The sequence below is a fragment of the Neobacillus sp. plas4 genome, assembly GCF_057221695.1.
In genome coordinates, this window is record NZ_CM170152.1 from 1,300,332 (window position 1) to 1,320,933 (window position 20,602).

The window sequence follows — 20,602 nt, forward strand, 5'->3', positions numbered from 1 at the left end:
GTGATGAAAGATAATGTAGCCATTATTGGAATGGGATGTTCAAAATTTGGGGAAAGATGGGATTGTGATATATCCGATTTAATCCTTGAATCAGTTTATGAAGCTTATGAAGATGCTGGTGTGGGACCAAAGGACATCGAGGCTGTTTATTATGGGAATGGTTTTGCCCATGGAATTGGAGCAACTGCTGTAGCAGATACTTTAAAGTTAAGCGGAATCCCGATTATTAGAAATGAAAACTATTGTACATCCGGACATATTGCGTTGATTGAAGCCATCTTGGCAGTCGCAAGCGGAAAGCATAAAGTTGTTATGGCATTGGGAGCTGAAAAGTTAAAGGATACTGGATATCCAGGTTTAGGAGTAGGACGCGGAATGAGCCCAGTGTTGGAATCACGGAGAACAGCCCCTGGTTCGTTTGCACTGATAGGTACACGATATTTTCATGAGTACGGTTTATCTTATGAAGAAGGGCGCAGCACAATTGGAAAAATTGCAGTCAAGAATCACAAAAACGGCATGTTATCACCAAAAGCTCATTTTCATAAGGAAATCACTTTAGATGATGTCTTGAATGCACCCATGATAGCTTCTCCACTTGGCCTATTTGATTGTTGTGGAAATAGTGATGGCTCTTCATGTGCAATCATTACGACGGCTGAAATTGCTCGTAGTTTTAGAGAGGATCCTATTTATGTCAAGGGGTTTGGATCGGCTATGGATGATGTTTCTCCCTTATATAGACCAAATTTTTCATGGACCAGTTTTGGAGCGCTAGTCAACTCATCTAAAAGTGCATACGAGATGGCTGGTATAAAGAATCCACGTAAGGAAATTGATATTGCGGAAGTTCACGACTGCTTTACCGTAACAGAGATGCTCATTTACGAAGATTTTGGATTCTCCGAAAGAGGAAAGGCAAGAGAAGATATTGAAAACGGCTTTTTCGAATTAGATGGTGGGTTGCCGGTCAATACAGATGGAGGCCTTAAGTGTTTCGGACATCCTGTGGGTGCTAGTGGAATTAGAATGACCTACGAAATTTATAAACAATTGCAATACAAAGTAGATAATCCCAAACGTCAAGTGAAGAACGTTTCTCGAGGGTTGTCACATACATTCGGTGGACCGCCACAAATTAGTGCAGTGTTAATTCTAGGAAATGAAAAAGGCTAATGTAATAGAAAGGAGTGTAGTTGGATGAACGCTTACAAGAAAGGTTCTGCTTTAGAGGGAATTAAAGTGCTGGATCTTGGTAGAGTAATAGCTGGACCATTTGCTGCGACTTTGTTAGCTGATATGGGGGCAGAAGTGATAAAGGTTGAAATGCCTGGAGTTGGTGATAATGCACGAGATAATTTACCGATGAAAAATGGGGAATCCACCTATTTCATGAATTTTAACCGCAGCAAAAAAGGGATTACCTTAGATATTAAAAAAGGGAAAAATCTATTTCTTCAAATGATAAAAGAGGTAGATGTCATTATAGAGAATTTTCGCCCAGGTGTAATGGAAAAGCTCGGATTAGGCTATGAAACATTAAAGGAAGTAAATCCTGGATTAATTTATGCATCTGTTTCTGGTTTTGGGCAGACTGGTCCTTATAGTAAACGTGCAGGTTATGACCCGATTGCACAAGCAATGAGCGGATTGATGAGTATTAATGGATGGCCAGATAGTCCACCGCTTCGTGCGGGTGCGTCCATCGCTGATATTTTGGGAGGAACAAATGCAGCATTAGGAATTTTGGCAGCCTTGTATTATCGTAATCTAACAGGTGTTGGTCAATTGGTTGATATTTCCTTATTAGATTCTACCATTGTTAGTCTTGCCTCAGTAAGTCAACTATATTTGACTGACCGTACTATGCCTCAAAGAAGAGGAAATGGATATGTTGCTGGTGCACCAGGTGGCTCCTACAAGTGTAAAGATGGTTATGTCATCTTCTTGGCTCTAGGTGATTCTGCGTGGCTGAAATTATGTAAAACAATTGGCAGAAAAGAGTTGTTAGAAGATGAAAGATTTATGACGAATCAGCTTCGAGTTCAAAATTATATTGAATTAGATGAGATTATGAATGATTGGACCAAAGATAAGGAAGTTAACGAAGTAGTCGAACTGTTTTTATCGGTTGGGTTGCCGGCAGGTCCGATTTTTGATATGGAACAAGTTTATAATGATCCACATATCATGGGTGATCGTGAGATGTTTACGAAAATCAATCACCCAATTGTCGGGGAGGTAGAAGTTACGAATCAAGCTATTAAAATGTCTGAAACCTCCCCGTTTGTCAGAAGTTCATCTCCTTTACTGGGTGAGCATAATGAAGAAGTTTATAAGAGTTTTGGTTTTAGTGAAGAGCAGATTGAAGAGTTTAAGCAGAATAATATTATATAATTATTATGAAACAAGCATTCAATAACTAATAAACTAGTTAGAATATCATGTTAATGCACCATTAAAAAACTGAAAATTTAGATTGAAAGATATTTTCAGAAAGCTTTTGTAGTATGGCGATTTACCTAAATAATAATAAATGAAATTTGGAGGTTCACAAATGGCAGAAAAAAAACACTATTCTATGTTTGTATTTAGTAATCCTACTCAAGGTCTTGAAAACGAGTATTTAGATTGGTACGCGGGACAGCATATCCATGATCTATTACGAATTGATGGATATGTAGGTTGCAAATTCTATGAGCTATCCGATAAACAGCTTTCAGATGGAGAACAAAAATATAAATATATGATAATTTGGGATATCGAAACAGATGATATCGATGCCGTCATGAGAGACATAAAAGAAAGAATGAATGATGGACGAACTGTTTTTATACAAGCTTTTGATACCGCTTACCTTGATGTGACAATGTCTCCTATTACAAAGTATGTGACTTCTAAGGAAATAGAGGGGAAATCTCCTAAGGAAGTCTTGCAAATCTCGGAATTAAACAAACTCGTTTATTAATCAAAAAATTTAACATAGTAACAGAGTAGGAGGGTAACGATGAATATGGTTGAAAAAACGATGAACCTGTATGACACAATGCAGATATTGAAAGAGAAGATTAATTGCGAAGAGGCCGAATTATTTAAGGAATTCTACTATGGGAAGTTTTTCAACGGGAATATCACCATCACGGAAGAAGATGAAACGGTTACTCTGACCTTCCATAATGGGACCTGCATTGATGTTGTCGAAGGGATACCAAACAGCGGACTGGACATCGGCGTTTCAGGATCAATAGCAGACTGGGATAAGTTTGTTACTCACAAAAGTTTGAGTGTAGCGACCAATAAGGGAAACAGCAACAATCTTATCACCCTGGGCGGCGCAATCCGCTTCCGTCAAAATTTCAATGTAGTTGCCCAATTAATCCGAATCTACGCATCTATTAGATGATGAAAGGAGAAAGTAAAATGGCAATAACTGGATTTTATATTAACGTGAAGAATATTAAGATTTACTGTGAAACAAATAACGGCCCAGAGAATGGTAACACGATCGTCTGTTTGCATACTGCTGGCAGGGAGAACCGGCAATATCATGACATGATGGAAATATTACAAGATAAATATCGAATGATATCTTTTGATATGCCAGCCCATGGAAAGAGCTGGCCACTACCAGGGAACAAAGTGATCAATAACTATATTGATTACGGAAAATTCGTTTGGTCAGTTATTGAAGAATTAAATGTGAAGGATCCAATTGTTATCGGCTGTTCAATGGGTGGAAATATCGTCTACCATTTAGCACAGGATTATCCTGTAAAAGCAATTTGTTCGATGCAGGGAGCTGATTATACGCCCACTATTGATGAAAAAATACTTGAATTGCTAAACCATCCATATGTCAATCCTCAACACTCACACTTAGAGTTTAGTGAATGTTTAATTGGTAGCAAAACCAATCAGGATAGAAAAGATTTTATCTATTGGGGTGTCATGCAGGAAATAGGCATTACCAAACAAGGAGATTTGACGATGTATAATGGGTTCGATGTCCGTGACAAAATGGACCAAATCACTTGTCCTGTGCTGGTTATTCATGGTTTGGATGATAAAATAGCTACCGGTAAAATGGCCGAAGCAACCATTAGCCGGATGACAAATTGTAAAATGCTTCAATATAAACCTATTGAAGGATATGGTCACTTTATCCCGGTGGAGAATCCTGAATTAGTCAGTGAGTATTTGGATGAATTTCTCCAAATGTTAGAAATGGATAGTAAGGTTGAAGTTCTTTAATTTAATAGGCTTGGAATTTGCTTTTTAAAAAAACAGGAGGTGTTCAAATGAATAGAATGTACCAGATTCCAGAAACAAACACGACTGAAGAATTAAAAAAAGAGGGATTTTTTAGTAGAGTCGTTTCATTATTTAGTGATGTATTCTCTGCGATTGTAAAAAAGTATATGCCTGATCCCTTTATATTTGCAATTTTATTAACGGCTATTACCATATTGTTAGGTGTTTTTGTTGAAGGGAAAACACCGGTAGAAATGGTTGGCTATTGGGGTGATGGTTTCTGGGGCCTACTTACCTTTGCCATGCAAATGATCATTGTTCTGGTAACAGGGTACGTATTGGCTGAGGCACCATTGGTACAACGTTTTCTCGACCGGGTTGCCGGCATGGTCAGGACACCTCGTGGAGCTATAGCATTAGCTACCTTTGTTGCCGGAATAGCCAGCTTTATCAACTGGGGTTTTGGTTTAATCGTTGGAAGCATTATGGCGAGAAAATTAGCAGAAAGAATCCCAACGTTGCATTATCCTCTCGCTATTGCTGCTGCCTACAGTGGCTTTGCGTTTTATGGATTTGGAATTTCCGCAACCATTCCGTTATTAATATCAACAGAGGGGCACTTTTTGGAAGGAAGCATGGGAATTATCCCAATTAATCAGACCATATTTTCAGGTTTTGCCCTCACAATGTTCTTTTTATTAATCGTCACTTTACCTCTCGTTAATAGTTTGATCAAGCCAAAGGGAAGGATTGTCAGTGTTACTAAAAAGGACGAGAATGCTCCTATAATTGAATCAACAAGCGAAGGGGCGTCAACTCCGGCTGAAAAGATGGAACGAAGCAAGTTTATTGCTTTTATTGCAGTCACGTTAGGCATGGTATTTCTTATTCAATATTTTGCATTTACAAAAGGAAGTTTGAATATCAACAGTATCAATTTCCTTTTCCTATTCCTAGGTTTATTGTTGCACGGTACACCTCGCCGTTATTTAAATGCAGTCAGTTCAGCCTCAAAAAATGTTGGTAGTATGATCATTCAGTTCCCTTTTTATGCGGGAATTATGGGGATGATGGATCATTCAGGCTTAGTTAATACCATTTCAGAAGGATTTGTAGCTATTTCTTCTCCCGAGACCCTTCCATTCTGGGGATTGCTTTCATCGATGTTAATTAATTTTTTCACTCCTTCAGCGGGTGGACACTGGGCAGTTCAGGGACCATTTATGATTGAAGCAGCGAATGCCATGGGAGCAGATCTTGCGAAAGTATCGATGTCCGTTATGTGGGGGAATGCATGGCAGGACATAATCCAGCCGATGTGGCTGCTGCCGGCATTAGCCATTTCAGGTCTCGGGATTCGGGATATTATGGGTTACAATGTCATCGCTTTCCTATGGGTGGGTGTTATTCTCTGTACTGGTGTTTTCCTTTGGGGATTCTTATAAAGACTGAGGGTTCACTTTTTAAAACCAATTATACTAAAGACACAATGTACCTACTATAAAGCTTTTAGAAATAAAAAATCCTCCTCATGAAATCTAAATAATTGAAAAGCTGGTCTGAACGAAGCAACAATAGAAGCGGAAATTCGAATTTTAAATTCGGAATATTCTTTATGGCATGAAAAATCACCGTATCATTTTCTCCTATAAAGGAGACAGGCCAGCTATCCTTTTAAAAGTTAATCATATAAAAAAGAATTAACTAAATTCTTATAAGGTAGGGGATGAAGCAAATGGAAGCAAGTAAAGTGACACCAGCACTGCCACAGCAAAAAAGCAAATCGAACAAATTCCTATATGCACGTTTACATTCACTAGCCGGAATTATTCCACTGGGATTATTTCTGATAGAGCATATTTATACAAACGCCCTTGCAATTCTTGGCAGTGAAAAGTATAACGAACAAATTCATTTACTGCAGAGCATTCCTTTTTTAATCGTAGTTGAGATTGTATTCATAGCTATTCCACTGCTGTTTCACGCAATTTATGGCATATATTTAGGATTTATATCTAAAAACAATGCAAATCAATACACCTACAAAAGAAATCTATTATTTTTATTTCAGCGAATGAGCGGAATTATCATTTTAATATTTGTTGCTTATCATGTATGGTCGTTTAGAATATCAACGGCAATTACTGGAACAGAAGTGAATTATAATCTCGTCAGTGAGCATTTACAAAACCCTTTTATATTCGCCTTTTATGTGATTGGGGTTATCTCAACAGCCTTTCATTTTTGTAACGGTTTATCAACTGGTCTTATTACGTGGGGAATCACAATCGGAAAAAAATCACAAAAAGTCTCCACACAAATTAGCCTTGTTTTATTTTTCGTAATCAGTGTGATCAGTATCTTAACTTTGACTGCCTTTATCTAATTAGAAATGAATTTAAACAGATTAATTTGAATGCAATTTTAGGGAAATACAGCGGGAGGGAAAGTCCATGAAAACAGAAGACTACATTATTATTGGCGGCGGGTTAGCAGGATTAATGGCAGCCATAAAAATAGCTGAAACAGGTGGAAAAGTAAAATTATTCTCGTTAGTACCGGTTCGCAGATCACATTCCGTCTGTGCTCAAGGAGGAATTAATGGAGCGGTCAATACAAAAGGTGAAGGAGATTCTTCTTGGGAACATTTTGATGATACGATTTATGGCGGCGACTTCCTTGCAAATCAGCCTCCTGTAAAGGCTATGTGTGATGCAGCACCTGATATTATCTATTTACTAGCAAGAATGGGGGTTCAATTTAATCGGACTCCAGAAGGAAAAATTGATTTCCGTCGATTAGGTGGCGCTAAATATTCAAGAACAGCCTTTGCCGGAGCAACTACAGGACAGCAAATCTTATACGCTTTAGATGAACAAGTGAGAAAGTATGAGGTTGAAGGTTTAATAGAGAAATATGAATATTGGGAATTGGTCTCACTTGTACTTGATGAGGAACGTACATGCCGAGGGATTGTAGCTCAAAACTTAAAGACAATGGAATTACAGGATTTTAGAGCGGATGCTGTTATCATGGCCACTGGTGGTATTGGCAATATTTTTAGAAAAAGTACCAATTCTATTATCAATACTGGAAGTGCCCATAGTATTGCTTATCAACAAGGAGCCTTTTATGCGAATCCTGAGTTTATACAGATTCATCCAACCGCAATCCCTGGTGATGATAAATTGAGATTAATGTCAGAATCTGCTCGTGGAGAAGGAGGAAGGCTCTGGGTATATAAAGATGGAAAGCCATGGTACTTCCTTGAGGAAAAATATCCTGCGTACGGGAATTTAGTGCCTCGTGATATTGCAACCCGGGAAATCTTCCATGTATGTGTCGACCTTAAGCTAGGTATAAATGGGGAGAATATGGTTTATCTCGACTTATCACATATCGATCATAAAAAGTTAGATCGGAAGCTTGGTGGGATTTTAGATATTTACGAAAAATTCGTAGGGGAAGATCCAAGAAAACTGCCTATGAAGATATTCCCGGCGATGCATTATTCTATGGGTGGCTTATGGGTTGATTATGATCAAATGACGAATATCAAGGGGTTATTTGCTTGCGGCGAATGTGATTATCAATACCATGGAGCCAACCGTCTTGGAGCCAACTCTTTAGTTTCTGCGATTTACGGTGGGATGATTACTGGTCCAAACGCTGTAAAGTATGTGCAAGGTCTTGAAAAGAGGTCTGCTGATCTTCCTAGTTACATATATGAAGAGGAAAAAAGGTTCCAAAAAAATGAATTTAATAAAATTCTCAAAATGGATGGGGATGAAAATCCATATCAGCTTCACGTTGAAATGAGCGACTGGATGGTCAATAACGTAACGGTGGTTCGAACCAATGAAAACCTCCAAAAAACAGACGAAAAATTACAAGAGTTGCTGGAGCGTTGGAATCATATTGGAACTGATGATCGAACTGTCTGGGAAAATCGAACAGCCCCTTTCATAAGACAGCTTCGCAATATGATGGAGCTAGCCCGAGCCATTACACTTGGTGCTTTAAATAGGAATGAAAGTAGAGGCGCTCACTACAAACCTGAGTTTCCAAACAGAAATGACGAAGAATGGTTAAAAACCACAATTACCGAATATACGGGTAATGGTCCCATATTCCGTTATGACCCAGTGGATTTACGATATATCCAACCTCGGGAAAGAAGATACGATGTCGTCACAACTAGTAAAAAAGAAGAAGTTACTCAAAAGGCATAAATAAAGGGGGATAAATGATGGTCAAGGTAAAAGAAAAGCTGCTTCAATTCAAAATTAAACGACAAGATTCTCCAGATGAACCTTCATATTGGGAAGAATTTTCAATCCCTTACCGCCCTAATATGAATGTTATATCAGCTTTAATGGAAATCCAGCGCAATCCTTTTAATATAGAAGGAAAAAAAGTTAAATCCGTTGTCTGGGAATATAACTGCCTAGAAGAAGTTTGTGGTGCCTGTAGTATGAGAATAAACGGTAAGGTAAGGCAAGCTTGTTCAGCTTTAGTTGATAATCTTAAACAGCCGATTACATTAGAACCGATGTCTACTTTTCCAGTTCAAAAGGATTTAGTTGTTGACCGAAGCAGAATGTTTGAAGCTTTAAAAAGAGTAAAAGGGTGGGTTCCAATCGATGGAACGTATGCATTAGATGGGGGACCGAATATCTCTCCAAATGACCAACAAACAGCTTATAAATATTCTACTTGTATGACATGTGGGTGCTGCCTTGAGGCTTGTCCTAACGTTAATAGCCAATCACCTTTCATAGGTCCTCAAGCAATGGGACAAATTAAGTATTTTAATATGCATCCAACTGGTGCAACTCTTAAGAATGAAAGAATGGAAGTTGTCATTGGAGAAGATGGAATAGCGAATTGCGGGAACTCACAAAATTGTGTTCAGGTGTGTCCAAAGGAAATTCCCTTAACACATGCCCTTGGTGAGTTGAATCGAGAAGCCAATTTTACAGCTTTGAAAAACTGGTTTAGAAGTTAGATCTTACTTGTTATGAAAATAGTATCCTACTAAACGAGAGGGTAATGTAAATGTTGAAGGATTTTCTTTTACAGGAAATAAATAAAGACCTAAACGAATTAAACGTACAAGAATTGGAACATATTCACCATGTCCTTAATTCGATAAAAGAATCCAAACAAGGCAGTTTCTATTATTTAGGTCGATTTCTCGGTATAGATGTGACAGATCCCGATGTAGTATCCATGAATCTTGGCATGCAAAATGCCAACACATATGGGGTTGCTCAGGGAGGAGCTATTTATACACTGGCGGACATTACGATTGGATATAAAATTCTCTCTGCGGTGAAAGATGATAGCCAAGTTTTAACAGTGGAACTGAAAGTCAATTATATTAAGCCAGGAAAAGGAAGGAAGCTTTATGCAAAGCCAACCATCCTGCATGAGGGAAAATCTACCGTTGTAGGACAATGTGCCATAACAGATGAGGAAGGTGATCTTGTTGCAATGGCATTAGGTACCTTTTTTATCAAACATACTAATAAAAACAGTCCGTTGGAAGATTCGATGAACATTAAAATGATGCGAGGATAGTAGTTTTCTCCTATTATCCCGCCTTCCAATAGATTGGAAGGTTTATCCTTATTTATACTCTTCAGTACATATTTTTAGAATCCAATACCCTAATATTTGAGGAGGGATAGAATGGAACGTTCTTATTTATTTGTACCAGGCACCAAAGCTGGAATGATTAAAAAGGCTATTTCTACAAATGCAGACTGTGTCATTATTGATTTGGAGGATGCAGTAGCTTTTTCAGAAAAAGAAACGGCTCGTGAAAATATAAAAAAAGTTTTATTAGAAGACAGTCATACAAAAAAAATAATTATAAGAATCAATGACCTAGATTCGCCATATTGGGAAGAAGATGTGATGTGTGCGATCACAAGCGGTGCAAAAGGTATCATGATACCGAAGTCGGAATCTTCAGAGTATATCCGGGGGGTCTGTAATAAAATTCGCAGGTTAGTTATTGAAGAGGGAAGAGCCTTCGAAGTTATTCCTTTAATTGAAACAGCCAAAGGCGTCCAAAATGTGTATACAGTTGCGTCAGCTGATCCTATGATATCGAGACTGGCTTTTGGATCGATTGATTTTGCCCTTGATATTGATTGTGAGCTTACCCCTAATGGTTTAGAACTTTTATATGCTCGTTCACAAGTCGTTATTGCTTCAAGAGCAGCAAGTATTAATAGTCCGATTGATGCGGTTTATCCAGATTTAAACAATGAGAAAGGTTTGGAATATGAAGCTGTTTTTTCAAAGCAAATCGGATTTAAAGCTAAGCTTTTGATTCATCCAAAACAAATTGAAATTGTTCATAGTGTATTTTCCCCTTCAGAAAATGAAATAAACAAAGCGCTAGAGATTGTCCGTGCATTTGAAGAAGCGGAAAGAAACGGGATCGCTTCGATTAATGTAAATAATGCACTAGTTGATTATCCTGTTTACAAAAAAGCGAAAGGGATCTTAACACTCTCTACAAAATAACCATGAGCGAAAAGTGTAATAGAAACAAACTAGAATTTTTAGCAAGGACAATTTATGAAACTATAACTGATATATAGTCTTCGTTATTTTTGGAATTTTCCGAACTAAGGAGGGAAACGGTTTGAGAAAAATAATTTATGAAGAAATTGTTGAAAAGGTGAGTATTGCCTGCCAAGAAGCAAATTATGATCTCGGTGAAGATGTTTTAAATGCATTTAAATCGGCCTTGAAAACAGAGGTCTCTGAAAATGGAAAAGATATTTTGAACCAACTCATCTTGAATGCGAATATTGCGACCAGCGAGCGTGTTCCTATGTGTCAAGATACTGGTGTTGCTGTATTTATTGTTGAGTTGGGTCAGGATTGTCATATCATTGGCGGCGATTTATATGAAGCTATTAATGAAGGTGTAAAAAAAGGCTATGAGGAAGGCTATTTAAGACATTCGATTGTCGATCATCCTTTAACAAGGAAAAAGAGCACTGGATATAATTCTCCAGCCGTTATTCATGTCGAAATCGTTCCGGGGGATCAACTCGTTATGCATATGTCCGCAAAAGGCGGAGGCAGTGAAAATATGAGCACGCTTAAAATGTTAAAGCCTGCTGATGGGTTACAAGGTGTGAAGGATTTTATAATTGATACGGTAAGGATAGCTGGTCCAAATGCTTGCCCACCCCTTGTAGTTGGGATTGGAATAGGCGGGAATTTTGAGAAGTGTGCCTATTTAGCGAAGAAATCACTATTTCGCCCAATTGGTGAGAGAAGTGGTTTGTCTGAAATAGCAGATTTAGAAGAAGAGTTAATGGATGAAATCAACAGGCTTGGAATTGGTCCTCAAGGGATGGGAGGAAATACAACAGCTCTTGATGTGAAAATTGAAATCGCTCCTTGTCATATCGCCGCTTTACCGGTAGCTATTAACTTAAACTGCCATGCCAGTCGCCATAAAGAAATCATCCTTTAATGGGGGGAATGAAAATGTCAGCCATTCATATAGAAGCACCATTTAGTAAAGACACGATTTTATCGTTAAAAGCCGGTGACCGAGTGTTGATCAGCGGGACAATTTATTCGGCAAGAGATGCTGCCCATAAACGTATGTTTGAAGCCCTTGAACAAGGAAAAACGTTGCCGATTGATATTGAAAGAAAGGTTTTTTATTATGTCGGTCCAACCCCTCCAAAGCCAGGGCAAGTGGTTGGTTCAGCAGGTCCGACTACGAGTGGAAGGATGGATAAATATACTCCAAAACTCCTCGATATGGGACTAAAAGGAATGATTGGAAAAGGTTATAGAAGTGCGGAAGTTATTGAAGCCATGAAACGAAATAAAGCCGTTTATTTTGCAGCTATTGGTGGGTCAGGAGCTTTGATTGCACGGACGATTAAACAAGTGGAAGTGGTTGCCTACGAAGATTTGGGAACGGAAGCTATTAGAAAAATGGTTGTTGAAAATTTCCCAGCCGTTGTGATTAATGATGCATATGGAAATGATTGGTATAAATTAGGAGTGGAAGGTTTTCAATCCAATTAAAATATTTACTCGAAAACTGGGGACGATTCATGAAGGGGGAAAACGATATGTTACCATTGGAGGGAATTACCGTTGTATCTCTAGAACAGGCGATTGCAGCTCCTTTTGCTACAAGACAGTTAGCTGATTTAGGTGCACGTGTTATTAAAGTAGAAAGACCTGAAACAGGAGATTTTGCACGTAATTACGATAAAACTGTAAATGGTATGTCAAGTCATTTTGTATGGACCAATCGATCGAAAGAATCCATTGCTTTGGATTTAAAACGAGATGATGCCAAGAAGGTCTTGGATAAGCTCTTGTCAGAGGCAGATGTATTCATTCAAAACTTAGCTCCTGGTGCAGTTGATCGACTTGGGTTTGGAGCAGAGGAGTTAATAGAAAAATATCCGCATTTAATTATTTGCGGGATTTCAGGATATGGTACGTTCGGTCCATATACGAATAAAAAGGCTTATGACCTCCTAATTCAATGTGAGGCAGGATTAGTATCCATTACTGGTACAGATGAATCCCCATCAAAATCAGGGATTTCAATTGCTGATATTGCAGCAGGGATGTATGCCTATACGGGAATTTTAACAGCGATATTAGCACGTCATAAAACGGGCAAAGGAACGGTTTTAGAAGTTTCCATGCTAGAAGCCCTCGCTGAATGGATGGGGTATCCACTTTATTATTCCTTATATGGAGGTACGGAACCAAAAAGAACAGGGGCAAGCCACGCCACCATTTATCCTTATGGTCCATTTACCGCTGGCGATCAGAAGTTAGTATTTTTAGGAATCCAAAATGAAAGGGAATGGGTCCAATTTTGTGAGAAGGTTCTTGGTAACCCTGCGTTAGCTAACGACAGCAGATTCAGTAGCAACTCTAACCGTGTAGAAAACAAAGCTATTTTAAAGTCAATTATTGATGAAGTGTTTTTAAGAATAGATTCAGATCAAATCATAAAAAAACTCGAGGAATCTAAAATTGCGAACGCTCGATTAAATACAGTAAAAGAGTTTATCGACCACCCGCAATTAAAAGTTCGTAATCGTTGGAGAGAAGTGGATTCCCCAGTCGGAAAAGTGAAGGCACTGATTCCTCCAGTTACATTCAATGGAATAAACGCAGTAATGAATCCAATTCCAAGAGTTGGAGAGCATACCGAGGCAATATTAAAAGAATTTATGGTTGAAAAAGAAATTAAACTAATGTGAATGATTAAGTGATTTTGTAATTCGATGTTTAACGGTTGTTACGGGGACAGACCTTGCGGCCGAGCAAGGTCGTAACTATAACGGGTGGGATTTCCGTCTAGCATTAATAGGCCAAGGGGATAGATTTAAAAGTATTAAACAGATTTTCGAATGTCGAATGGAAAATCATCACCTAATCTGTGTCTTTTAGAAGACCGATGAAATTATCGATTTCATTTAAGAGAATCGAAACCATGGATGACATTCTCTTCTTCGGTAGAGGCATAGTCACCACGAATGGTACCTGGCGCTGCTTCAAAATTATTTCAAGTGCAGCAACTCGAACAGCATGAAGAAACAGCAACAGCAAAACCATAGTCAAAAAGCAGCTGAACCAATAACAGCTGCTTTTTTTATTCGATTTCTTTTTGCTCAATGGATACTTCATTATGATGAAAGGAGTGAAAGCTGTTTATAAGTGTATCAAGGTGTTCAACCTGTTCCCCATAATCAATAATAGAAGAAATTATTTGCATTGTATGATAAAGATGCGGATCTTCTTGATCGCTGTAATGCTTCTGATGACTCAAGAATAACTCTAATAACTCCTTTTTATCAATACAAGTATATGCTTCACTTTCTATAGGTGTTGGAACTTTGCCGATAAATCGAAGCATTAATTGCTCATGATGATAGATGACACGATCGAGCTGTTCTTGGATGGACAGTTGAAAGCTTTCAGATAAGTGCAGCATTTCGTTTTCAAATCGATGAAGCTTTTTTAATGTATCAAGTGCTCGTTTTGCAGTTGAAGTCATTTGTCTAAATACCACGAGTTTTCTCGACTTTTCTAAACTATTCTTTTTGAAATAGCTTCTTTCTTCTTTATACATTAAATAAAACTGTTCCATTTTAAGTAAATTTTCTTTTAGTTTTTCAATATCCGCTTTTAGAAGGTTATAGTCAAAATCATGGCGGGTGCTTAATCGTATCCAACGAATAATTTCTTCGGTTGTTCCTGTTATACTAAAATAAAGCTTATTCTCATATTTAGGCGGCAGAAACACAAGGTTGACGATAAAAGCAGAAAATACCCCAATCATAATGGTTGAGAAGCGAATACCGGCAAACGGAATAAAGTCTATTCCGGGTGTTTCCATAATCGAAACCAATGTAACGAGTGAAAGACCGATAGTATTTTCAATTTTTAATTTACGGATGATGATAATAACAATAATAGCAGCCAATCCAATGACGATAGTATGATTTCCTAAGAGAAGGACAAAAACAACTGCGAGGATCGCGCCAATTAAATTCCCTTGAATTTGTTCAACAATCGTCAAATAAGAACGATAAATCGTTGGCTGGATGGCAAAAATGGCGGCAATGCCTGCCAATACAGGAGAGGGCGAGTGCAGCAGCTGTGCTAAATAAAGGGACAAGACAATGGCAATTCCCGTTTTTAAAATGCGGGCACCTAACTTCATTCTAAATGGTTCCTTTCAAATTTAAGTGACTTATTCTTAGTTTACTTCATAATGAACAATTACGTACTATACATGGATTAAAATATTTTATCAAGAGATATAATATGAAATTTGCTTAGGGGTTCATAGTGCCCGTGACATAGAAAAAACAATGTTGACGGTCACTCAGGAGGTTTTATAGTACCCGTGCATTGGAAAAATCAAGGTGACCGTTACTTAAGCGGGTTCAAAATGACCTTCCCATCAAAAAAACTGCTCCTACGGTAAGAAGAAACGCTCATGGATTATGGTGTTAAAAAAATAGAGAGTGTTGCCACTCTCTAATTCTGCATGAAAAATGTCTATTCTCCTTTAAGTAAAGAAAATGCATTGTTTACCGCATGAAGTGTTGCTTCAATGTCCTCTTCTGAATGCGCAATGGTTAAGAACCATGCTTCATACTTGGAAGGAGCCAAGTTTATTCCTTGTTGCAGCATAAGCTTAAAGAATCTTCCGAACATCTCACCATCTGTGTTTTCTGCCTGCTCATAGTTTTCAATTCTTTCATTTGTGAAATAAACGGTGAGGGCGCCTTTTAAACGATTGATAGTAATTTGAATATCGTGTTCTCGAGCGGCTTCTAAAATTCCCTCTTCAAGCATTGCGCCTAAACGATCAAGATAATCATATACACCCTCTTGCTTTAATACTTCCAAACAAGCAATACCTGAAAGAATGGAAGCTGGATTTCCGGCCATCGTTCCCGCTTGATAAGCTGGGCCGAGCGGAGCAACCTTTTCCATTATTTCTTTACGTCCGCCATAAGCACCGATAGGCAGACCGCCCCCAATAATTTTCCCGAGTGCGGTTAAGTCAGGCTGGATTCCTAATAAATCTTGTGCACCTCCATACATAAAGCGGAAAGCAGTGATGACTTCATCATAGATTACAAGTGCCCCTGCTTCATGAGTAAGGTCATTTACCTGCTGTAAGAAACCAGGTTTTGGCTCAACAATTCCGAAGTTCCCTACAATCGGTTCAACTAAGACAGCAGCGATTTGGTCGCCCCATTTCTCTAAGGCTTCTTTAAAAGGTGCAATATCATTAAATGGAACGGTAATGACTTCTTGGGCAATACTCTTTGGAACACCGGCAGAATCAGGTGTTCCGAGGGTGGATGGTCCTGAGCCTGCAGCTACAAGTACAAGGTCAGAGTGTCCGTGGTAGCATCCAGCGAACTTAATAATTTTGTCTCTTCCTGTATAGGCTCGGGCGACTCGAATGGTTGTCATGACCGCTTCTGTTCCTGAATTCACAAAACGAACCTTTTCTAAAAAAGGCATAGCTTCCTTTAGCATTTTAGCAAACTTTACTTCATGCGGTGTAGGCGTGCCAAAAAGAACACCACTCTCCGCTGCCTTTTTAATTGCTTCTGTAATATGAGGGTGAGCATGACCTGTGATAATCGGACCGTAAGCAGCAAGGTAGTCGATGTATTGATTTCCATCGACATCATAAAAGTAAGCACCTTGAGCGCGTTCCATTACCACTGGCGCTCCGCCGCCAACAGCTTTGTATGAGCGAGAGGGGCTGTTTACCCCGCCGACTATATGCTTTAGCGCCTCATTATGTATCCGTTCTGAATTGGTAAATTGCATGAGTTTTCCTCCTCGTAATGACTTCCTTCCAATTTTATCACTTTTCACAGGGACTTTTATTTATTTTACTTTTTGAAAAATTTTCACTCTCTGCATATTTTATCGTCCAAGCCTGCATAGAATGAGAATAATTGACTCAATTGAGGTGGCTGCTCGTGTTCTATTTTTTACTTCCCATCGTAATTTTCTGCATTTTTATGAGTTTAAGAACGTTGTTTATCCCAAACACGGTTAAAGGAAAGTTGGTTTCGATTGAAAATGCCCTTTTTTTGGGGTCAATCTACGTTACCGTTATCCTTGGATTTGGACTCATTTATTTGTTGTTTGAATTAAGGGGCATATCATTGCTTGTAGAAACAAATGGCGAAAACAACTATAACATCTTTGAAACAAGTTTTTATTTCAGTGCGATGACTTTGTTTTCTGTTGGGAATGGCGATGTCATCCCTCATGGTGTTGGGAGAATGGTAGCGGTTGTTGAAGCATTAATTGGCTATACAATGCCTGCAGCATTTGTAGCACGCGCATTGATGGACCGTGAAGTAAAGGAAATCAAATAGTTGTATTGTGGAGCATGTTTGGTTAGGCTTATGGGAGAGAATATTTTCCATGAGGTGATGATAACCATGACAATTGAAATTGGGAAGCAAGCTCCGGATTTTGAACTGCCGGCAAATAATGGTGAAACAGTAAAGCTATCAAGCTTAAGAGGATCAAATGTTGTCTTATATTTTTATCCTAAGGATATGACTCCTGGATGTACAACAGAAGCCTGTGATTTTCGTGATCTAAGTGAACAATTTAAAGAGTTAAATGCAGTGATTCTCGGGGTTAGTCCTGATCCAGTCGAACGTCATCAGAAATTCATAGAGAAATATGGATTGCCATTCTTGCTGCTTGCAGATACTGAACATCGCGTAGCAGAAGAATTTGGTGTATGGAAATTAAAGAAAAATTTTGGTAAGGAATATATGGGTATTGAAAGATCTACCTTTATCATTGATAAAAATGGATCTCTAGTTAAGGAATGGAGAAAGGTTCAAGTAAAAGGGCATGTAGAAAATGCGTTAGCATACATTAAAGAAAATCTGGGCTAACAATTTTTAAGCCTAATTTCTACAGTAAAGGCTTTTGTCCAATGCAAATGAATCCGATTTGAATATCATTCTATTAGGGCATACCTCCTCAGATAAAACTTTTGGGTCGACTATCGGCCCTTTTTTTTATGGTTAAACACTATATCTTGTGTTTATAGGCGTTCAATTAGATGATATGATGAAGAAAATACAACAGTGGTATACATATAGTAGTAAAAATAATATTTCGTTATGGGGGTTGGAATATGAAGATTTATACAAAGACTGGTGACAAAGGGACTACATCTTTAATTTATGGGCAAAGGGTTGCAAAAAACGATTTGCGTGTTGAGGCATATGGAACCTGTGATGAAACGAATTCAATGATTGGACTTGCATTAAGTTATCTACAAGGCGAATCTTTTCAAAAGAAAGAATTAATAGAGAATATGTATCATAAAATACAAACAAATCTTTTTCACGTGGGTGCGGAGTTGGCTACTCCAAAAGGAAAGCCAGTAAAGTGGTCTCTTAAAGTAAGTGATATAGAAGAAATGGAAAAGCAAATAGACCAGATGAATCAATCACTTCCGGAGTTGACAAATTTTATATTGCCAGGTGGACATTGTGCTGGAGCTGCATTCCATGTTGCTCGTACAACTACAAGGAGAGCAGAAAGATGCGCGGTTTCGTTGGGGGAGGAAGTAAATTCCCTTGTTTTGGCATACTTAAATAGACTTTCTGATCTATTATTTGTGACTGCCCGTTTTGTTAATCATGAGCTGGGGAGTATAGAGCAAACGTTACACCAAGAGAATTGAAAAACATTTGTATGATAACGATATTACAATATTGACAAAAGTATTATTTCCTTAGTAAACTAATTATAACAATTATAATTTAAGAATTTTTTTGGATTAGAGGTGCATGGCGATGAATCAGTTAAAAGAAGCGTTAGAAACTTTAAAGGAAACGGGAGTACGGATTACCCCGCAACGTCATGCGATACTTGAATATTTAATAAACTCGATGTCACATCCTACAGCAGATGAAATTTATAAAGCCTTAGAGGGGAAATTCCCTAATATGAGTGTGGCGACAGTTTACAATAATTTACGAGTATTTCGTGAAGTTGGTTTAGTAAAAGAATTAACGTATGGTGATGCTTCAGCACGGTTTGATTTTGTAACATCACACCATTATCATGTGATTTGTGAAAGCTGCGGCAAAATCGTAGATTTCCATTATCCTGGATTAGATGAAGTGGAACACCTTGCTTCGCATGTTACGGGATTTAAAGTAAATAATCATCGTATGGAGATTTACGGAACTTGTCCTGAGTGTACAAGTAAAGAAGTGCATTAATGAGGCGCAACAATAAAAGCCGATTAGACGATCGGCTTTTTATTTTGGCGTTTTTTGTTATATGACTCATCGAATTCTTTTCCTTCAAGGTTAGGATCAAGTGTTAGGGGTTCACGACAATACATACACATATCCACTTTACCTAGCATTTTCGTGTGTTTTCCGCAGGTTGGACATTTTACTTGAATTGTTTTAGTGGATAACATTCCAATCCAAAAATAAACTACGGTACTTGCAATAATAAATAAAAGTCCAATTAACATGAAAATGGTCATAATAAGTGGTGAGTTGCGAAAATAGATTCCACCGTACATAACAATAAAACCGATAAAGATTAAGGACAATGCAAAACTGCGAATTTTATTTATTTTACTTGAATATTTAGCCATATTCTCTCCTCCTAGACAAACTATACCATATTTACATCTGGGGAAAAAAGGGTATGTATAAAAATGTCGAAGTTTGTCTTATTCGTAAGAAGGAGATTTTATATTACTGTCGAACTTATAGTTATCGAGAAAATTGGAGGAATGAGTGAATGAAAGACATTCTTCGGCCTATATATCAGGAACGGGCTAGTCAATCCAATACACTTGGTGTATTGATGATAGAAAAAAGACATAAATCAAGTCATACCACAGACACCTTTGATGTAATCCTTTTAATCATAATAAAAGAGGGAGAACAGCCATTACTAATAAAGCATTATACTTACAATGATAATAAGGCAGCGATGCATATCATTACCGAAGCACAATTAAAAGAATGGCTTCTCCTAGGCACAAATCGAAAAATATTTGAATGGCTTCATAATGCAAAAATATTATTTGATCGCAATGAGTATATTGCGAATCTCAAAACCGAGCTCCGTGAATTTCCGTTTAATGGTCGAAAGATAAAAATGGGGTTAGAATTTGCTAAGCTGATAAGACGGTATGTCGATGGGAAAGCGCTCTTTGAAAACAAACAATTCTTAGATGCCTATAATTATGTTGTTCATTCTCTACACCACTTAGCGCGATTAGCAGTAGTTGAAAATGGGCTTCATCCCGAATTAACGGTTTGGCAGCAGGTTAAACAAATTGAACCTGAAATAGTAAAATTATATGAAGAACTCGTTAATAGTGAAGAACCAATAGAAAAAAGGCTGGAGTTATTATTTTTAGCAAGCGAGTTTATGATTCATTCACGTACCAAAGTAGGATGTGCTCATCTCTTAGATGTCCTCGGTACAAAAGAATACTGGACCTTCAATGAAATTCAGAATGAGAAAGAGTTAGTCCCTTATTCAGTGGATCTTGCTGTTTTAATTGAGTACTTAATAGAAAAAGGATTAATTGATGTTGTTAGTCTAGATACAAAGGGACATGGCATTTTTCATCGATGTTATCAGGTGAATAAAAAATTATTGTAAAAAATAATAAAACCTATTGACCTTTTTTGAGATACTTGATATATTTATAACCGTCGCTGCGAACGATTGAATAAAAGTTCTGCGAGTGACGGTTTTCTTTTTTTGAAAAAAT

22 protein-coding genes and 1 pseudogene are annotated in these 20,602 nt (G+C 37.9%); 19 read left to right on the forward strand and 4 right to left on the reverse strand.

What is annotated here, in order from left to right; translation table 11 throughout:
* Nucleotides 1-3 precede the first annotated feature (3 nt).
* The 14 genes from AC2TFD_RS06500 (at nt 4) to AC2TFD_RS06565 (ending at nt 13,532) form a co-directional block, all read left to right on the forward strand.
* A complete protein-coding gene (locus tag AC2TFD_RS06500; RefSeq protein WP_484675325.1) occupies nt 4-1,176 on the forward strand; it encodes an acetyl-CoA acetyltransferase in 1,173 nt (390 codons plus the stop codon).
* Nucleotides 1,177-1,200: 24 nt separating this feature from the next.
* Nucleotides 1,201-2,397 (forward strand): CaiB/BaiF CoA transferase family protein, encoded by a 1,197-nt coding sequence (locus AC2TFD_RS06505; RefSeq protein WP_484675326.1) that lies wholly within the window; start codon nt 1,201-1,203, stop codon nt 2,395-2,397.
* 160 nt (nt 2,398-2,557) lie between these two features.
* Nucleotides 2,558-2,968, forward strand: coding sequence for a hypothetical protein (locus AC2TFD_RS06510; protein ID WP_484675327.1), 411 nt, complete (start codon nt 2,558-2,560; stop codon nt 2,966-2,968).
* A gap of 39 nt (nt 2,969-3,007) precedes the next feature.
* Nucleotides 3,008-3,403 carry a hypothetical protein gene (locus AC2TFD_RS06515; RefSeq protein ID WP_484675328.1) on the forward strand — a complete coding sequence of 132 codons (396 nt, stop codon included), beginning with the start codon at nt 3,008-3,010 and terminating at the stop codon, nt 3,401-3,403.
* Nucleotides 3,404-3,420: 17 nt separating this feature from the next.
* Nucleotides 3,421-4,251, forward strand: coding sequence for an alpha/beta fold hydrolase (locus AC2TFD_RS06520; protein ID WP_484675329.1), 831 nt, complete (start codon nt 3,421-3,423; stop codon nt 4,249-4,251).
* Between the two features lie 47 nt (nt 4,252-4,298).
* Complete coding sequence (locus AC2TFD_RS06525; RefSeq protein ID WP_484675330.1) at nt 4,299-5,696, forward strand: short-chain fatty acid transporter; 1,398 nt, start codon at nt 4,299-4,301, stop codon at nt 5,694-5,696.
* Nucleotides 5,697-5,986: 290 nt separating this feature from the next.
* Nucleotides 5,987-6,637, forward strand: coding sequence for a succinate dehydrogenase cytochrome b558 subunit (locus AC2TFD_RS06530; RefSeq protein ID WP_484675331.1), 651 nt, complete (start codon nt 5,987-5,989; stop codon nt 6,635-6,637).
* A gap of 67 nt (nt 6,638-6,704) precedes the next feature.
* On the forward strand, nt 6,705-8,483 hold the full coding sequence (sdhA, locus tag AC2TFD_RS06535; protein WP_484675332.1) for a succinate dehydrogenase flavoprotein subunit: 1,779 nt from the start codon (nt 6,705-6,707) through the stop codon (nt 8,481-8,483).
* Nucleotides 8,484-8,500: 17 nt separating this feature from the next.
* Entirely contained in the window at nt 8,501-9,259 is a 759-nt protein-coding gene (gene sdhB / locus AC2TFD_RS06540) for a succinate dehydrogenase iron-sulfur subunit (RefSeq protein ID WP_484675333.1), read from the forward strand.
* A 50-nt stretch (nt 9,260-9,309) separates the two neighbouring features.
* Nucleotides 9,310-9,834, forward strand: a complete 525-nt coding sequence (locus AC2TFD_RS06545) for a PaaI family thioesterase (protein WP_484675334.1) — start codon at nt 9,310-9,312, stop codon at nt 9,832-9,834.
* 111 nt (nt 9,835-9,945) lie between these two features.
* Nucleotides 9,946-10,791 (forward strand): HpcH/HpaI aldolase/citrate lyase family protein, encoded by an 846-nt coding sequence (locus AC2TFD_RS06550; RefSeq protein WP_484675335.1) that lies wholly within the window; start codon nt 9,946-9,948, stop codon nt 10,789-10,791.
* A gap of 121 nt (nt 10,792-10,912) precedes the next feature.
* Entirely contained in the window at nt 10,913-11,758 is an 846-nt protein-coding gene (locus AC2TFD_RS06555) for a fumarate hydratase (RefSeq protein WP_484675336.1), read from the forward strand.
* Nucleotides 11,759-11,772: 14 nt separating this feature from the next.
* Nucleotides 11,773-12,327 (forward strand): Fe-S-containing hydro-lyase, encoded by a 555-nt coding sequence (locus AC2TFD_RS06560; RefSeq protein WP_484675337.1) that lies wholly within the window; start codon nt 11,773-11,775, stop codon nt 12,325-12,327.
* A gap of 47 nt (nt 12,328-12,374) precedes the next feature.
* Nucleotides 12,375-13,532 carry a CaiB/BaiF CoA transferase family protein gene (locus AC2TFD_RS06565; RefSeq protein WP_484675338.1) on the forward strand — a complete coding sequence of 386 codons (1,158 nt, stop codon included), beginning with the start codon at nt 12,375-12,377 and terminating at the stop codon, nt 13,530-13,532.
* A 212-nt stretch (nt 13,533-13,744) separates the two neighbouring features.
* Here AC2TFD_RS06565 and AC2TFD_RS06570 read toward each other — a convergent pair.
* The 3 genes and pseudogenes from AC2TFD_RS06570 to AC2TFD_RS06580 form a co-directional block, all read right to left on the reverse strand.
* A pseudogene (locus AC2TFD_RS06570) lies at nt 13,745-13,828 on the reverse strand (nucleoside-diphosphate kinase); the annotation flags it as partial.
* A 96-nt stretch (nt 13,829-13,924) separates the two neighbouring features.
* Nucleotides 13,925-14,998, reverse strand: coding sequence for an aromatic acid exporter family protein (locus tag AC2TFD_RS06575; RefSeq protein WP_335514322.1), 1,074 nt, complete (start codon nt 14,996-14,998; stop codon nt 13,925-13,927).
* Between the two features lie 341 nt (nt 14,999-15,339).
* The gene (locus AC2TFD_RS06580; RefSeq protein WP_484675339.1) at nt 15,340-16,635 is read right to left on the reverse strand and encodes a glutamate-1-semialdehyde 2,1-aminomutase; all 1,296 of its coding nucleotides are present in this window, start codon (nt 16,633-16,635) and stop codon (nt 15,340-15,342) included.
* A gap of 212 nt (nt 16,636-16,847) precedes the next feature.
* On the opposite strand from AC2TFD_RS06580, the gene AC2TFD_RS06585 reads away from it, so the two are divergent.
* From AC2TFD_RS06585 to perR, 4 genes are all read left to right on the forward strand, one after another.
* The gene (locus AC2TFD_RS06585) at nt 16,848-17,195 is read left to right on the forward strand and encodes an ion channel (RefSeq protein ID WP_335514326.1); all 348 of its coding nucleotides are present in this window, start codon (nt 16,848-16,850) and stop codon (nt 17,193-17,195) included.
* A 66-nt stretch (nt 17,196-17,261) separates the two neighbouring features.
* Entirely contained in the window at nt 17,262-17,732 is a 471-nt protein-coding gene (gene bcp / locus AC2TFD_RS06590; protein ID WP_335514330.1) for a thioredoxin-dependent thiol peroxidase, read from the forward strand.
* Nucleotides 17,733-17,977: 245 nt separating this feature from the next.
* Nucleotides 17,978-18,532 (forward strand): cob(I)yrinic acid a,c-diamide adenosyltransferase, encoded by a 555-nt coding sequence (locus AC2TFD_RS06595; RefSeq protein ID WP_484675340.1) that lies wholly within the window; start codon nt 17,978-17,980, stop codon nt 18,530-18,532.
* 106 nt (nt 18,533-18,638) lie between these two features.
* Complete coding sequence (gene perR / locus AC2TFD_RS06600) at nt 18,639-19,076, forward strand: peroxide-responsive transcriptional repressor PerR (protein ID WP_335514335.1); 438 nt, start codon at nt 18,639-18,641, stop codon at nt 19,074-19,076.
* A gap of 23 nt (nt 19,077-19,099) precedes the next feature.
* On the opposite strand, the gene AC2TFD_RS06605 is transcribed toward perR, so the two are convergent.
* The gene (locus AC2TFD_RS06605) at nt 19,100-19,465 is read right to left on the reverse strand and encodes a YgzB family protein (RefSeq protein ID WP_335514338.1); all 366 of its coding nucleotides are present in this window, start codon (nt 19,463-19,465) and stop codon (nt 19,100-19,102) included.
* Between the two features lie 149 nt (nt 19,466-19,614).
* On the opposite strand from AC2TFD_RS06605, the gene AC2TFD_RS06610 reads away from it, so the two are divergent.
* Entirely contained in the window at nt 19,615-20,490 is an 876-nt protein-coding gene (locus AC2TFD_RS06610; protein ID WP_484675341.1) for a nucleotidyltransferase-like protein, read from the forward strand.
* Nucleotides 20,491-20,602: the final 112 nt, after the last annotated feature.

Bases quoted from the DNA above. Each gene is read 5' to 3' on its own strand.
- AC2TFD_RS06510 (WP_484675327.1), top strand. From the start codon at position 2,558: ATGGCAGAAAAAAAACACTATTCTATGTTTGTATTTAGTAATCCTACT.
- AC2TFD_RS06550 (WP_484675335.1), top strand. From the start codon at position 9,946: ATGGAACGTTCTTATTTATTTGTACCAGGCACCAAAGCTGGAATGATT.
- AC2TFD_RS06560 (WP_484675337.1), top strand. From the start codon at position 11,773: ATGTCAGCCATTCATATAGAAGCACCATTTAGTAAAGACACGATTTTA.
- AC2TFD_RS06580 (WP_484675339.1), bottom strand. From the start codon at position 16,635: ATGCAATTTACCAATTCAGAACGGATACATAATGAGGCGCTAAAGCAT.
- AC2TFD_RS06545 (WP_484675334.1), top strand. From the start codon at position 9,310: ATGTTGAAGGATTTTCTTTTACAGGAAATAAATAAAGACCTAAACGAA.
- AC2TFD_RS06525 (WP_484675330.1), top strand. From the start codon at position 4,299: ATGAATAGAATGTACCAGATTCCAGAAACAAACACGACTGAAGAATTA.
- AC2TFD_RS06610 (WP_484675341.1), top strand. From the start codon at position 19,615: ATGAAAGACATTCTTCGGCCTATATATCAGGAACGGGCTAGTCAATCC.
- AC2TFD_RS06500 (WP_484675325.1), top strand. From the start codon at position 4: ATGAAAGATAATGTAGCCATTATTGGAATGGGATGTTCAAAATTTGGG.
- AC2TFD_RS06515 (WP_484675328.1), top strand. From the start codon at position 3,008: ATGAATATGGTTGAAAAAACGATGAACCTGTATGACACAATGCAGATA.
- AC2TFD_RS06595 (WP_484675340.1), top strand. From the start codon at position 17,978: ATGAAGATTTATACAAAGACTGGTGACAAAGGGACTACATCTTTAATT.
- AC2TFD_RS06605 (WP_335514338.1), bottom strand. From the start codon at position 19,465: ATGGCTAAATATTCAAGTAAAATAAATAAAATTCGCAGTTTTGCATTG.
- sdhA (WP_484675332.1), top strand. From the start codon at position 6,705: ATGAAAACAGAAGACTACATTATTATTGGCGGCGGGTTAGCAGGATTA.
- AC2TFD_RS06520 (WP_484675329.1), top strand. From the start codon at position 3,421: ATGGCAATAACTGGATTTTATATTAACGTGAAGAATATTAAGATTTAC.
- AC2TFD_RS06565 (WP_484675338.1), top strand. From the start codon at position 12,375: ATGTTACCATTGGAGGGAATTACCGTTGTATCTCTAGAACAGGCGATT.
- perR (WP_335514335.1), top strand. From the start codon at position 18,639: ATGGCGATGAATCAGTTAAAAGAAGCGTTAGAAACTTTAAAGGAAACG.
- AC2TFD_RS06505 (WP_484675326.1), top strand. From the start codon at position 1,201: ATGAACGCTTACAAGAAAGGTTCTGCTTTAGAGGGAATTAAAGTGCTG.
- sdhB (WP_484675333.1), top strand. From the start codon at position 8,501: ATGGTCAAGGTAAAAGAAAAGCTGCTTCAATTCAAAATTAAACGACAA.
- bcp (WP_335514330.1), top strand. From the start codon at position 17,262: ATGACAATTGAAATTGGGAAGCAAGCTCCGGATTTTGAACTGCCGGCA.
- AC2TFD_RS06575 (WP_335514322.1), bottom strand. From the start codon at position 14,998: ATGAAGTTAGGTGCCCGCATTTTAAAAACGGGAATTGCCATTGTCTTG.
- AC2TFD_RS06530 (WP_484675331.1), top strand. From the start codon at position 5,987: ATGGAAGCAAGTAAAGTGACACCAGCACTGCCACAGCAAAAAAGCAAA.